Origin of the sequence: Nostoc punctiforme PCC 73102, assembly GCF_000020025.1 — a bacterium.
In the GTDB taxonomy this organism is placed as follows: Bacteria; Cyanobacteriota; Cyanobacteriia; order Cyanobacteriales; family Nostocaceae; genus Nostoc; species Nostoc punctiforme.
Genome location: NC_010628.1, coordinates 3,324,855 through 3,339,973 on the forward strand (window position 1 = coordinate 3,324,855; position 15,119 = coordinate 3,339,973).

The window sequence follows — 15,119 nt, forward strand, 5'->3', positions numbered from 1 at the left end:
ATGCATTATGGCACGTCGTAAAAGAAATTCCAGCGTTTTAGAACGAGCCGATCGCCGGATTGAAAGTTTGCAATCTATTAGTGTACAACTTGACTTTGGCCAAGGATTGACTATACAAGCTTACACCGTGACAATTAACGATCTCCGGTCTAAGCTTGCTGCTTACAACACTGCATTATCTACCATTGACAAACTTACAGATGACGTGAATAACGCAGAAAAGGCTGTAATAGCGATGTCAGAAAAAATGTTACTAGCAGTTGGCAGCCGTTACGGTAAAACCAGCCCAGAATACGAGATGGCGGGTGGTGCTAGACGAGGTACTACTAAGAAGAAGCAAAGCGTACTAGGCAATTCCAAACCTAGCAATTCTTTAGCAGCTGATTCTGTGAAAGTTTCTTCTGCAAATGGATTTATGAATGGGGTATCGGGTGCGGGTGCGATCGGGAGTTAATTAATTACACAATGTCATTGGGGAGCATCCCAAATGTGTAAAAACATATTTTGTCATTACGCTCGCAATGACTGTAATTAATTTTAAATAGTTACTTATTTGACATCGAAGATATTCTTTAAGTTGAGCGCAGCCTGTTAATCAATACGGTTTGGTTAACGTGTTTATTCCTCGAAGATCCCCCCAACCCCCCTTAAAAAGGGGGGCTTAAAACCCTCTTTATACCCCGAAGATGCCCCCAACCCCCCTTAAAAAGGGGGCTTAAAACCCTCTTTATACCCCCTTTTTAAGGGGGTCGCCGTAGGCGGGGGGATCTTAACCGAACCCTATTGGCCCGCCTACTTCGTTTGTAAGACAGACAACATAGAAAGAATTGAGCGTTTTATGGTGTAGTATATAAAACAGCGCTTAAAAGTCCTCGGTCAATTGAATACTATGGTTGCAGACCCCAGCATAGATTTTCATAGGTATCTAGAATCTGTGAGCGAGGATGAGACATATAGATATTGGCAAGATTTATACACGCCAACTAATGCCCTAGACCGTCAAAGACTTGAACCAAAAAACTCGCGCAGACGCTTAGATTTGAGTTTGATGGTGCAAACAGTACCACAGCAACGAAAAGGTGAAGCACCAGACAGAGAAAAAATTGAACGGTTGAATATCCTCGAAGGGTTACGGAAGTATGCGCCCGACCATGTATTGCTAGTAGGAAAACCGGGTTCAGGGAAATCTACAGCTTTAGAACGTTTGTTGTGGGAAGAAGCCGAAAAGCGCAGGGGAGCATGGGAGCAGAGGAGAAGCGGAAAAGCTGACAAGGATTCCCGTGCTAGTAGAGTTAAGGCGCTACAAAACTTCGGTGCTAGATTTAATTCGAGACTTTTTGACTCGCCATAATTTAAACCTCAGCACGGAAGAGATTGAAAATCTACTGTTTAAAGAACGATTTTTGTTACTTGTAGACGGTTTGAATGAGTTACCCAACGATGAAGCTAGACGAGATTTAGACGGATTTCGGCACAAATACCACCGAATCACGCCGATGATTTTTACTACGCGGTATTTGAGGGTGGGGGGTGATTTAGGTATTGAAAAAAAGCTGGAAATGCAACCACTCACAGAAGCGCAGATGCAGCATTTTGTCCGCGCTTATTCGCCAGAGGTGGGTGATAAAATGCTGCGACAGTTGGCTGGACGCTTGCGAGAATTGGCGGAAACGCCGTTGTTATTGTCGATGCTGTGTCAAGTATTCAATTATGCTAAACAAATTCCTACTAGTTTAGGTGAGTTGTTTCGTTGGTTCTCTGGAGAGTATCACAAACTCAAGGAAAATGTACCAATTGCTGAAGAGTTACCTAACTGGCAGGCTGATTTATTGCAGCATCTCGCATTTGTAATGATGCAAGGCGACAATTTGACTGAGTTGCGATTAACTATTTCTAAACTGCAAGCTAGGAATGTTTTAGCGAAATTTTTACGAAATGAAGAAGTACCTTCTGCTAATGATCGTGCTAGACGCTGGCTAGATGATTTGCTCAAATATCACTTGATTCAATTGAGAACAGATAACGAAATTGAATTCCGCCACCAGCTGATTCAGGAATACTACGCCGCAGAATCTATACTCCTACAGCTTGACAATATTAGTGATGAGAAGCTGAAACGAGATTATCTAAATTGCTTGAAGTGGACAGAACCTGTGGCGTTGATGTTAGGGTTGGTGAATGATGAAGGGCAGGCTTTACGAGTGGTGAAGTTAGCCTTAGATGTAGATTTGAAGTTAGGGGCAAGGTTGGCAGGAGAGGTAAAGCAAGAGTATCAGAAAAAAACAGTAAATTTAATTTTAGAGTTAGACATTCATAAATTACTTCAAGTTGAGTTTTTAGGTATCACTCACTCTGAGGATGCCGTTAGTTTTTTAAATAATTCATTACAGCATGAATATTCTGATGTTCGTAAGAGAGCCGCAGATGCGTTAGGAAAATCGGCAATGAAGCGGCGGTATCTGCCTTAATTGGCGCTTTGCAGCATGAATATTCTGATGTTCGTAGGAGAGCCGTATATGCGTTAGGAGAAATCGGCAATGAAGCGGCGGTATCTGCCTTAATTGGCGCTTTGCAGCATGAATATTCTGATGTTCGTTGTAGTGCCGCAGATGCGTTAGGAAAAATCGGCAATGAAGCGGCGGTATCTGCCTTAATTGGCGCTTTGCAGGATGAAGATTTTGATGTTCGTAGGAGAGCCGCAGATGCGTTAGGAAAAATCGGCAATGAAGCGGCGGTATCTGCCTTAATTGGCGCTTTGCAGCATGAATATTCTGATGTTCGTAGGAGAGCCGTATATGCGTTAGGAGAAATCGGCAATGAAGCGGCGGTATCTGCCTTAATTGGCGCTTTGCAGCATGAATATTCTGATGTTCGTAGGAGAGCCGTATATGCGTTAGGAGAAATCGGCAATGAAGCGGCGGTATCTGCCTTAATTGGCGCTTTGCAGCATGAATATTCTGATGTTCGTTGTAGTGCCGCAGATGCGTTAGGAAAAATCGGCAATGAAGCGGCGGTATCTGCCTTAATTGGCGCTTTGCAGGATGAAGATTTTGATGTTCGTGGGAGAGCCGCAGATGCGTTAGGAAAAATCGGCAATGAAGCGGCGGTATCTGCCTTAATTGACGCTTTGCAGGATGAAGATTTTGATGTTCGTGGGAGAGCCGCAGATGCGTTAGGAAAAATCGGCAATGAAGCGGCGGTATCTGCCTTAATTGGCGCTTTGCAGCATGAATATTCTGATGTTCGTTGTAGTGCCGCAGATGCGTTAGGAGAAATCGGCAATGAAGCGGCGGTATCTGCCTTAATTGGCGCTTTGCAGCATGAATATTCTGATGTTCGTAGGAGAGCCGTATATGCGTTAGGAGAAATCGGCAATGAAGCGGCGGTATCTGCCTTAATTGGCGCTTTGCAGCATGAATATTCTGATGTTCGTAGGAGAGCCGTATATGCGTTAGGAGAAATCGGCAATGAAGCGGCGGTATCTGCCTTAATTGGCGCTTTGCAGCATGAATATTCTGATGTTCGTTGTAGTGCCGCAGATGCGTTAGGAAAAATCGGCAATGAAGCGGCGGTATCTGCCTTAATTGGCGCTTTGCAGGATGAAGATTTTGATGTTCGTGGGAGAGCCGCAGATGCGTTAGGAAAAATCGGCAATGAAGCGGCGGTATCTGCCTTAATTGACGCTTTGCAGGATGAAGATTTTGATGTTCGTGGGAGAGCCGCAGATGCGTTAGGAAAAATCGGCAATGAAGCGGCGGTATCTGCCTTAATTGGCGCTTTGCAGCATGAATATTCTGATGTGCGTTGTAGTGCCGCAGATGCGTTAGGAGAAATCGGCAATGAAGCGGCGGTATCTGCCTTAATTGGCGCTTTGCAGCATGAATATTCTGATGTTCGTAGGAGAGCCGTATATGCGTTAGGAGAAATCGGCAATGAAGCGGCGGTATCTGCCTTAATTGGCGCTTTGCAGCATGAATATTCTGATGTTCGTAGGAGAGCCGTATATGCGTTAGGAGAAATCGGCAATGAAGCGGCGGTATCTGCCTTAATTGACGCTTTGCAGGATGAAGATTCTGATGTTCGTTGTAGTGCCGCAGATGCGTTAGGAAAAATCGGCAATGAAGCGGCGGTATCTGCCTTAATTGACGCTTTGCAGGATGAAGATTTTGATGTTCGTGGGAGAGCCGCAGATGCGTTAGGAAAAATCGGCAATGAAGCGGCGGTATCTGCCTTAATTGACGCTTTGCAGGATGAAGATTTTGATGTTCGTGGGAGAGCCGCAGATGCGTTAGGAAAAATCGGCAATGAAGCGGCGGTATCTGCCTTAATTGGCGCTTTGCAGGATGAAGATTTTGATGTTCGTAGGAGAGCCGTATATGCGTTAGGAGAAATCGGCAATGAAGCGGCGGTATCTGCCTTAATTGGCGCTTTGCAGCATGAATATTCTGATGTTCGTTGTAGTGCCGCAGATGCGTTAGGAAAAATCGGCAATGAAGCGGCGGTATCTGCCTTAATTGGCGCTTTGCAGGATGAAGATTTTGATGTTCGTGGGAGAGCCGCAGATGCGTTAGGAAAAATCGGCAATGAAGCGGCGGTATCTGCCTTAATTTACGCTTTGCAGGATGAAGATTCTGATGTTCGTTGTAGTGCTGCAGATGCGTTAGTAAAAATTGCTGACTCTGAAGTTTTGTGTCAGATATGGGAATTACAATTAAAAACACCATCACAAGATAAAAGCGATGCAATTTCTAAAATTCAAGAGCGGTGCAAATTTTATAACCATGAAATTTTTTATTCTGTCTTGAATGAGGAAACAAATAACGCCGATCCTTTAACTAGTGTTCTAAGCAAACTTGATAAAACACTGATAACTATGTCAGAAACTCCTAAAAATGATTTCACAGGTGCTACCTTTGGCCCCATTACAGGCAGTGTTACAGGAAATATCCAAGGTGATAATATTGGCACTCAAAACAATTACGCGTCTACAGAAGATATTGCTAAATTAGAAACTGTGCTTGAGCAGTTACTTGAGAAAATGGAGCAGGATAAACCGACTGTAATCGATGCTCAACCGATTGTTGCTCAAGCTGTTGAGAGTCATCCAGTACTTAAAAATAGGCAAGCAATTGAGCAAGTTATCAAAAATAATCCAATGCTCAAAGTACGTTTGCAAAGAGCAGTGACAGCAGCAGGTATTGAGACTGTAAAGATTTTATTTGCTCCTGCTGGTATTGCGATTGAAGCAATTAGGGCTTGGAATGAACCTAGCTAGACGTACCCCTCCTATTCCTGTTTCACTTTAAGAGGATGTTTTAAAAGTTCTTTGGTGGGTAGCAAAACATTTTAGATCCCCCTAAATCCCCCGATAAATTGGGGGACTTTGATTCCGGTTCCCCCCTTTTTAAGGCTACAGTATACACACAAGTCAAATTACCCCCCTTAATCTCCCCTTGGAAAGGGGGGAAACAGGAAATCTAGTTCCCTCCCCTTTCCAAGGGGAGGGTTAGGGTGGGGTAAGAGTGACATAAAAACTCAGTGAGTAAACTATTTCAGACTTGTGTATTTCTTCAATTGCTGCACAAACGCATCATATTCCGGTGACTTCAACCCCAATTGCACTACCTCCAACACTCGCACCATCTGATTGTTTAACAACGCTTCCACTGCTAACCACAAACCCGGAAACACCTGAGAGCGAATAATTTCATCTGCACTGGGAGATAGCGATCGATAATCGCCATCAATTAGGCAAAACCATTCAATTTGATTCTCGTAAGATTGCCAGATTACGTATTCCAACACCCCATTACGGCGATAAACCTGCTTTTTGCTCCCTGTATCGATCGCAACGCTACTTGCTGCAATTTCAACAATCAATTCGGGAGATCCTTCAATGTAACCGTCGCTGCTCAAACGGGTTTGTCCGCCTGCGTTTGGTTTAATAAACAGCACTACATCTGGCTGGGGTTCATTGTCTAAATCTAGTCTGACGGTTGGGGCATCACTCAAATCAACGCCAGGAGTCAATGATTAGTAGACTCCTAACCAAGTTATGGCCCGACTGTGGGGTTTGCCATGCTGCTCATGTCTTACAGGAGATGCTACGTAAACGATTCCTTCAATCAGTTCTGCTTTCTTGATATGGGGTGCAGCCGCATAACGCCGTTCAAATTCAGGGCGAGTTAGGCGATGTCTACGACGGGCTACGCCTACGCCACTTTCAAGCGGAGGCAGATGTCTCTGGGGTGAGTACTCTCTAACCATTTGCCCATCCTTGGAGTTGCCGGATACTTCTGACTTTAGCAAACCTCAGTTATCAGTTAGAATTTATTGATTTGCTGCTTTCCTCAAATTCCAAAAATTATAAAATGTAATGTTAATTGTGATCGTGTGTTCTACTGTGCGATCGCTTACTCGCCCAACTTAGGCATCGCCGACAATTGATGCTGCATAACAGAGGCCAACTAGCTATCATTAGCTAAGTGGTATGCCAGATAAATTGACGGCAATACCGTTTAGTTAGCAGTCTTTATCAACTGCTTACACTCGCACCCATAAAAATTAGTTTGATCCACCTTCTATTCCCTGCTTTTTATTGTGATACGCATTGGCTCAAAGTACTCTAAATAAGTACGGGGTGCAAAAAATACAAAAATTTCTTCAAGGATTAAGATTAAGGATACGGCTATGGCAACCGAACAGTTAACTAGAGATAGCGATAATCTAGATTTAAATCAGCTACTAAGAACGCTGAATGCTGTTAAACAAGGTGACTTCTCGGCTCGGATGCCCATAGACCATACTGGTGTGGCGGGGAAAATAGCTGACACGCTCAATGATATTATTGACCAGAATGAGCGGATGGCGGCAGAACTACAACGGATTGGTAATGTTGTCGGCAAAGAAGGCAAAATTGCTGAACGTGCCTCTCTCGGAGATGTTCGTGGTTCTTGGTCAAATTGTGTTACTTCTGTCAATACTCTAATTACAGATTTAGTTCAACCAACAGCGGAAACTACGCGGGTAATTCGGTCGGTTGCTAATGGTGATTTATCCCAAACGATCGCAACAGAAATTGACGGCAGACCTCTTCAAGGTGAGTTTCTCCAAACTGCGAATATCGTCAACACGATGGTAGATCGGCTTGGTTCTTTTGCATCAGAAGTTACAAGGGTTGCCCGTGAGGTGGGAACCGAAGGGAAGTTGGGCGTTCAAGCCGAAGTGCAAGGTGTGGCTGGCACTTGGAAAGATTTGACTGATAACGTTAACTTGATGGCTGGTAATCTCACCGGACAAGTTCGCAACATTGCCGAAGTTGCCACTGCGATCGCAAATGGTGACTTATCTAAAAAAATCACTGTAAATGTCAAAGGCGAAATTCTGGAACTAAAAAACACCGTCAACACGATGGTGGATCAGCTTAATTCTTTTGCATCGGAAGTAACGCGAGTTGCCCGTGAAGTTGGAACTGAAGGTAAGTTGGGCGTACAAGCGGAAGTTAAAGGTGTCGCAGGTACTTGGAAGGATCTGACTGACAACGTTAACCTGATGGCTGGAAATTTAACCGCCCAAGTGCGTAATATTGCGGAAGTGACAACGGCAGTAGCAAACGGCGACCTTTCCAAGAAAATCACTGTTGATGTTAAAGGCGAAATTTTAGAGTTGAAAAACACCGTCAACATCATGGTGGATCAACTGAATTCCTTTGCATCGGAAGTAACAAGGGTTGCGCGTGAAGTGGGTGCAGAAGGAAAATTAGGCGGTCAAGCAGAAGTGCGCGGGGTAGCGGGTACGTGGAAAGACCTTACCGACAGCGTGAATTTCATGGCGGGAAGCTTGACGGCACAGGTGCGGAATATTGCCGAAGTGACAACGGCGGTAGCGAATGGTGACTTATCCAAGAAAATCACCGTCGATGTCAAAGGCGAAATTCTGGAGTTGAAAAACACCATCAACACAATGGTGGATCAACTTAATTCCTTTGCATCAGAAGTAACAAGAGTTGCCCGTGAGGTGGGAACTGAAGGGAAGTTGGGCGTACAAGCGGAAGTCCGGGGAGTTGCGGGGACTTGGAAAGATCTAACCGACAACGTGAACTTAATGGCGGGTAATCTCACCGGACAGGTGCGAAATATTGCCGAAGTTGCTACTGCGATCGCAAATGGCGATCTATCTAAGAAAATCACCGTCGATGTTAGAGGTGAAATTTTTGAACTCAAAAATACCATCAATATAATGGTGGATCAACTCAGTTCCTTTGCATCAGAAGTAACGCGGGTTGCGCGTGAAGTGGGAAGTGAAGGTAAACTGGGTGTGCAAGCTGATGTGCGCGGTGTCGCGGGTACTTGGAAAGATTTAACTGACAGCGTGAACTTCATGGCGGGAAGTTTGACGGCGCAGGTGCGGAATATTGCTGAAGTAACAACGGCGGTTGCAACTGGCGACTTATCCAAGAAAATCACTGTCGATGTCAAAGGTGAAATTCTGGAACTCAAAAATACCATCAACACAATGGTGGATCAACTCAATTCCTTTGCATCAGAAGTAACACGGGTGGCGCGTGAAGTGGGAAGTGAAGGTAAACTTGGCGTGCAAGCAGAAGTGCGCGGCGTGGCTGGCACTTGGAAAGATTTAACTGACAGCGTGAACTTCATGGCGGGAAGTTTGACGGCGCAGGTGCGGAATATTGCTGAAGTAACAACGGCGGTTGCAACAGGCGACTTATCCAAGAAAATCACTGTCGATGTGAAAGGTGAAATTCTGGAGTTGAAAAATACCATTAATACAATGGTGGATCAACTAAGTTCCTTTGCTAGTGAAGTGACGCGAGTCGCCCGTGAGGTGGGAACTGAAGGTAAATTGGGCGTACAAGCGGAAGTGAAAGACGTTGCAGGAACTTGGAAAGATTTAACCGACAGCGTGAATTTCATGGCGGGAAGCTTGACGGCACAGGTGCGGAACATTGCCGAAGTGACAACTGCGATCGCAAATGGTGACTTATCCAAGAAAATTACTGTTGCCGTCAAAGGCGAAATTCTGGAGTTGAAAAATACCATCAATATAATGGTGGATCAACTCAACTCTTTTGCAAGTGAAGTTACAAGAGTTGCCCGTGAGGTGGGAAGCGAGGGAAAACTGGGTGTGCAAGCAGATGTGCGCGGCGTAGCTGGCACTTGGAAAGATTTAACTGACAGCGTAAACTTCATGGCGGGAAGCTTAACGGCACAGGTGCGAAACATTGCCGCCGTTACCACCGCCGTAGCTAATGGCGACTTATCTAAGAAAATCTCCGTTGATGTTAAAGGTGAAATTTTAGAGTTGAAAAACACCGTCAACACAATGGTGGATCAACTCAACTCCTTTGCAAGTGAAGTGACGCGGGTGGCGCGGGAGGTGGGAACAGAAGGGAAGTTGGGCGTACAAGCAGAAGTTAAAGGTGTAGCCGGCACTTGGAAAGATTTAACTGACAGCGTAAACTTCATGGCAGGAAGTTTGACGGCACAGGTGCGGAACATTGCCGAAGTTACGACAGCCGTAGCTAACGGCGACTTATCCAAGAAAATCACCGTTGATGTGAAAGGTGAAATTCAGGAACTCAAAAACACCATCAACACAATGGTGGATCAGCTAAATTCCTTTGCATCAGAAGTTACAAGGGTTGCCCGTGAGGTGGGAACGGAAGGTAAACTTGGCGTGCAAGCCTACGTCAGGGGAGTTGCTGGCACTTGGAAAGATTTGACGGACAACGTGAACTCGATGGCGGGAAACCTCACCGGACAAGTTCGCAACATCGCGGAAGTTACCAAGGCGGTAGCGAATGGCGACTTATCTAAAAAAATTACCGTCGATGCCAAAGGCGAAATTTTGGACTTGAAGAACACCACTAACACAATGGTGGATCAACTCAGTTCCTTTGCCAGTGAAGTAACGCGGGTGGCGCGGGAAGTGGGAACTGAAGGGAAGTTGGGCGGACAAGCGCAAGTCCAAGGTGTTGCAGGGACTTGGAAAGATTTAACAGATAACGTTAACTCGATGGCGGGGAACTTAACGGCACAAGTACGCGGTATCGCCAGAGTTGTAACGGCAGTTGCTAACGGTGACTTAAAACGAAAACTAATGTTAGATGCCAAGGGAGAAATTGAAACCTTGGCAGAGACAATCAACGAGATGATTGATACCCTTGCGACATTTGCCAATCAGGTAACTACAGTAGCGCGAGAAGTGGGAATCGAAGGGAAGTTAGGCGGACAAGCTAGAGTACCAGGCGCGGCTGGAACTTGGAAAGATTTGACAGATAACGTGAACGAACTGGCTGCTACACTGACAACTCAGTTGCGAGCGATCGCAGAAGTTGCTACAGCTGTAACTAAAGGTGATTTAACTCGTTCAATTGCCGTCGAAGCATTAGGGGAAGTAGCAATACTCAAAGACAACATCAACCAGATGATTGCCAATCTGCGGGAGACAACGCAGAAAAATACTGAGCAAGATTGGTTGAAAACTAACCTAGCTAAATTTACCCGAATGCTGCAAGGGCAGCGAGACTTGGAAACCGTATCTAAATTGATTCTCTCAGAACTAGCGCCCTTGGTAGGAGCGCAACACGGCGTATTCTTCCTGATGGAGTCTGGAGAAAATACACCGTTTTTAAAACTAATTAGTAGCTACGCTTACCGCGAACGCAGACATTTGGCTAACCGCTTCCACTTGGGTGAAGGTTTGGTGGGACAATGCGCTTTAGAAAAAGAGCGGATTCTCTTAACTGATGTACCAAGTGATTATGTCAGAATTGCCTCTGGTTTAGGAGAAGCGTCTCCACTTAATGCCGTAGTGTTACCTGTACTTTTTGAAGGACAGGTGACAGCAGTTATAGAATTAGCTTCCTTCCGCCGCTTTAGCGAAATACATCTGACATTCTTCGACCAGCTTACCGAAAGTATAGCGATCGTCCTCAACACGATCGCAGCTTCCATGCGAACTGAAGAATTACTCAAGCAATCCCAATCTTTGGCTGAAGAACTCCAAACCCAGCAAAATGAACTCCGAGAAACCAACAAGCGCTTAGAACAACAAGCCCAATCACTCAAAACCTCAGAAGATTTACTCAAAGGACAGCAAGAGGAACTGCAACAGACTAACGCTGAGTTAGAAGAAAAGGCAGAGTTGTTAGCTATGCAGAAAAAAGAAGTCGAGCGCAAAAATCGGGAAATCGAACAAGCAAGAATGTCTTTGGAAGACAAGGCTGAACAACTCGCCCTTTCTTCAAAATACAAATCAGAGTTTCTCGCCAATATGTCTCATGAACTGCGGACACCGCTAAATAGCTTGTTAATTTTGGCGAAGTTGTTGGCAGATAATATAGATAACAACCTTACTACCAAGCAAGTTGAATACAGCCAGACAATTTACTCAGCCGGTACTGACTTGTTGGCATTAATCAATGACATTCTGGATCTCGCTAAAATTGAATCTGGAACTATGTCAATTGACATGACCCAAATGCCCTTGGTAGAGTTAGGCGAACAAATTGAGCGCACCTTCCGGCAAGTTGCTCAGAGCAAAGGACTCGCCTTTACAATTGAATTTACTCCCGACTTACCCACAACCATCTATACAGATATTAAACGCTTACAACAAGTGTTAAAAAATCTCCTCTCCAACGCTTTTAAATTTACAGAGCAAGGGGAAGTCCGCTTGCAGATTGCGGTGGCAAAACAGGGATGGAGCAACGACCAAGTAACTTTAAATCGCGCTCAAAATGTCATCGCCTTCTCAGTTAGCGATACAGGGATTGGCATTGCACCCGACAAGCAAAAAGTTATTTTCGAGGCATTTCAGCAAGCCGATGGCTCTACCAGTCGGAGATACGGCGGTACTGGATTAGGCTTATCAATTAGCCGCGAAATCGCCCGTCTCTTTGGCGGCGAAATTAAACTAACAAGTCAACCGGGTCAAGGTAGCACCTTTACATTCTTTTTCCCACAATTGAATGTTGAGCCTACATCAACACAACTCCCTACTCCCTACTCCCTACTTCCCACTCTCCACTCCTCAATCAGCACTCAGAACTCAGCACTCCTCAGTGACGATCGCGCTACTATTAGCATGGGTGATCGCGTTTTGTTAATCGTCGAGGACGACGTGAATTTTGCCCGTATCCTCATAGATATGGCGCAACAGCATGGATTTAAAGTGATAACAGCCCAAAATGGCAGTACAGGTTTAGCATTAGCGCAGCAATTCTATCCTTCAGCCGTTTTACTAGATATCCGAATGCCAGAAATGGATGGTTGGACGGTATTGGATCGCCTCAAACATGACCCAAATACCCGCCACATTCCCGTACACATTATGACCGTTGAAGAAGGGCAACAGCGCAGTTTGCAACTAGGTGCGATCGCATATCTGCAAAAGCCCTTAAGCAGCGAGATAATATCCGAGGCATTGGTCAAAATTAAGGGTTTTGTTGAACGCCAGGTGAAAAATTTATTGGTAGTCGAAGACGATGACACTCAACGGCATAGCATTGTCGAACTAATTGGCAACAGCGATGTTCATACTACTGCTGTTGCCACAGGTGCAGAAGCCCTAGAAGCCATCCGCACCAAGCATTTTGATTGCCTGGTTCTCGATTTAGGGCTACCCGACATGACCGGGTTTGAATTGATCGAGCAGATTAAGCTTCTACCTCACGGCAAAACATTGCCCATCATTGTCTACACCGGTAGAGACATTAGCAAAGCTCAAGAAACTGAATTGAGACGGATTGCCGAAACAATTATCATTAAAGATGTGCGATCGCCCGAACGTCTCCTCGATGAAACAGCATTATTTTTACACCGAGTCCAAGCAAATTTACCTGCACCCAAACGACAAATACTTGAACAATTGCATTCCATAGATTACTTACTCGCTGGCAAGAAAGCGCTAATTGTAGACGACGATGTGCGTAATATTTTCGCGCTGACAAGTATGCTGGAGCGTTATCAAATACAAGTGTTATACGCTGAAAATGGCAGAGAGGGGATTAACGTATTAGAAAATACACCAGATATTGATGTCGTTTTGATGGATGTAATGATGCCAGAAATGGACGGTTACGAAACAACAAGCTTAATCCGCCAAAACGAGCAATTTAAATCTTTGCCGATTATTGCACTGACAGCTAAAGCCATGCAAGGCGATCGCGAGAAGTGTATTGAAGCGGGTGCATCAGACTACATCACCAAACCCGTAGATACTGAACAACTGCTTTCACTCTTGCGTGTTTGGCTATACCGTTAATTGGGGCAGGGGGCAGGGAGCCGTTGCAACTATTTCAACCCTAATAGGGATTTTGATGAATTGCAATTCCTCCTTCCTCTGGCTCTGCCACCGTTCAGCAACTTGGTTTCAATCCCTGATAGGGATTTTGATGAATTGCAATATATTATTTCACAACTGGTAAAAACGCTAAAGGTTTAGTTTCAATCCCTGATAGGGATTTTGATGAATTGCAATGTTAAACTGGTCTGCTTTGCCGATACCCAAATATTGCTAGGTTTCAATCCCTGATAGGGATTTTGATGAATTGCAATGAAATCAGAAACATCTTTGATTTTTTTGACCATGTTTCAATCCCTGATAGGGATTTTGATGAATTGCAATTTTTTGGGGAAGAGGTAATCTGAAACAGAATTTAGTATTTGTTTCAATCCCTGATAGGGATTTTGATGAATTGCAATGTTGTTACTTAATCCGTCAAATAGTCCCATTAGATGTTTCAATCCCTGATAGGGATTTTGATGAATTGCAATTTTGTGTTACTTGAATTACTTTGTTGTAATATGCTGGTTTCAATCCCTGATAGGGATTTTGATGAATTGCAATCAGCAACGTATGCTGTGGGATGCTGGATATGCACGTTTCAATCCCTGATAGGGATTTTGATGAATTGCAATTTGCATATCTCCATCCAACTGTATTCAGCTGAAAAGTTTCAATCCCTGATAGGGATTTTGATGAATTGCAATCTTCGGCATAACCATTCTTCCACCTCCAGTACCAGTTTCAATCCCTGATAGGGATTTTGATGAATTGCAATATAAACTAAATGCCAGAAAAGATTAGGGTCAATCTGTTTCAATCCCTGATAGGGATTTTGATGAATTGCAATTTCTGGTTTGACTTTTTCTATTTTCAAGAGTTGCCAAGTTTCAATCCCTGATAGGGATTTTGATGAATTGCAATAAAAGCCTGGGCTAAATCAATTCCGTGAACAGTTCCAAGTTTCAATCCCTGATAGGGATTTTGATGAATTGCAATTTTATTCCGCCCTGGTTTGAATTCTGATGGCACCGTTGTTTCAATCCCTGATAGGGATTTTGATGAATTGCAATCTAATCCTGGGCAATGTCCGGCGTATTGGCTTCGCGTTTCAATCCCTGATAGGGATTTTGATGAATTGCAATTCTCATGAATGCCCTACTTATACATTTTTTCAGGTTTCAATCCCTGATAGGGATTTTGATGAATTGCAATCTTATAGCTTGTGGCAGGGTAGCCCATGTAGGCTTGTTTCAATCCCTGATAGGGATTTTGATGAATTGCAATAACCAATAAGCCGGACACTGAGAAGGATTGGCGGGTTTCAATCCCTGATAGGGATTTTGATGAATTGCAATTCCCTTTGATTGCTGCTGTTCCTTTTGCTTCACAAGTTTCAATCCCTGATAGGGATTTTGATGAATTGCAATGCATTGTGATTTCCATGCTTGCAGTACTCCATCTGTTTCAATCCCTGATAGGGATTTTGATGAATTGCAATTTATTGCAGATATGATATGTGCAGTCAGGAATATAATTAGTTTCAATCCCTGATAGGGATTTTGATGAATTGCAATTCTATTGTTGTTGTTTCAAAGTCCAAAAAAAGCATTAGTTTCAATCCCTGATAGGGATTTTGATGAATTGCAATTCGCGCAACTTATCCGCCCAAAGCTTTGCAGCCATTTGTTTCAATCCCTGATAGGGATTTTGATGAATTGCAATACTTACTCGCAGTTGAGTCTGGGGATTATTTCAGTTTCAATCCCTGATAGGGATTTTGATGAATTGCAATTTTTCCATAATTCTTT

The 15,119-nt window shown here is 44.1% G+C and carries 5 protein-coding genes, 1 pseudogene and 1 CRISPR repeat array (1 of these 7 only partly in view); of the genes and pseudogenes, 5 read left to right on the forward strand and 1 reads right to left on the reverse strand.

Annotated elements, in window-relative coordinates; all coding sequences use genetic code 11:
* The first annotated feature begins 7 nt into the window (after positions 1-7).
* From NPUN_RS13535 to NPUN_RS13550, 4 genes are all read left to right on the forward strand, one after another.
* Complete coding sequence (locus NPUN_RS13535) at positions 8-454, forward strand: hypothetical protein (protein WP_012409219.1); 447 nt, start codon at positions 8-10, stop codon at positions 452-454.
* Positions 455-889: 435 nt separating this feature from the next.
* Complete coding sequence (locus tag NPUN_RS13540; RefSeq protein ID WP_063721249.1) at positions 890-1,351, forward strand: ATP-binding protein; 462 nt, start codon at positions 890-892, stop codon at positions 1,349-1,351.
* Positions 1,314-2,468 carry an NACHT domain-containing protein gene (locus tag NPUN_RS13545; RefSeq protein WP_041565391.1) on the forward strand — a complete coding sequence of 385 codons (1,155 nt, stop codon included), beginning with the start codon at positions 1,314-1,316 and terminating at the stop codon, positions 2,466-2,468. The genes NPUN_RS13540 and NPUN_RS13545 overlap by 38 nt, the downstream gene beginning before the upstream one ends.
* Positions 2,469-2,476: 8 nt before the next feature.
* The gene (locus tag NPUN_RS13550) at positions 2,477-5,275 is read left to right on the forward strand and encodes a HEAT repeat domain-containing protein (protein ID WP_052304595.1); all 2,799 of its coding nucleotides are present in this window, start codon (positions 2,477-2,479) and stop codon (positions 5,273-5,275) included.
* A 272-nt stretch (positions 5,276-5,547) separates the two neighbouring features.
* On the opposite strand, the pseudogene NPUN_RS13555 reads toward NPUN_RS13550, so the two are convergent.
* A pseudogene (locus NPUN_RS13555) lies at positions 5,548-6,267 on the reverse strand (Uma2 family endonuclease).
* A gap of 423 nt (positions 6,268-6,690) precedes the next feature.
* Between NPUN_RS13555 and NPUN_RS13560 the strand changes: the two are divergent.
* The gene (locus tag NPUN_RS13560; RefSeq protein WP_012409220.1) at positions 6,691-13,287 is read left to right on the forward strand and encodes a HAMP domain-containing protein; all 6,597 of its coding nucleotides are present in this window, start codon (positions 6,691-6,693) and stop codon (positions 13,285-13,287) included.
* Positions 13,288-13,317: 30 nt separating this feature from the next.
* Positions 13,318-15,119: direct repeats of the CRISPR family, unit length 37 nt; unit sequence GTTTCAATCCCTGATAGGGATTTTGATGAATTGCAAT (it continues 1,224 nt past the right edge of the window).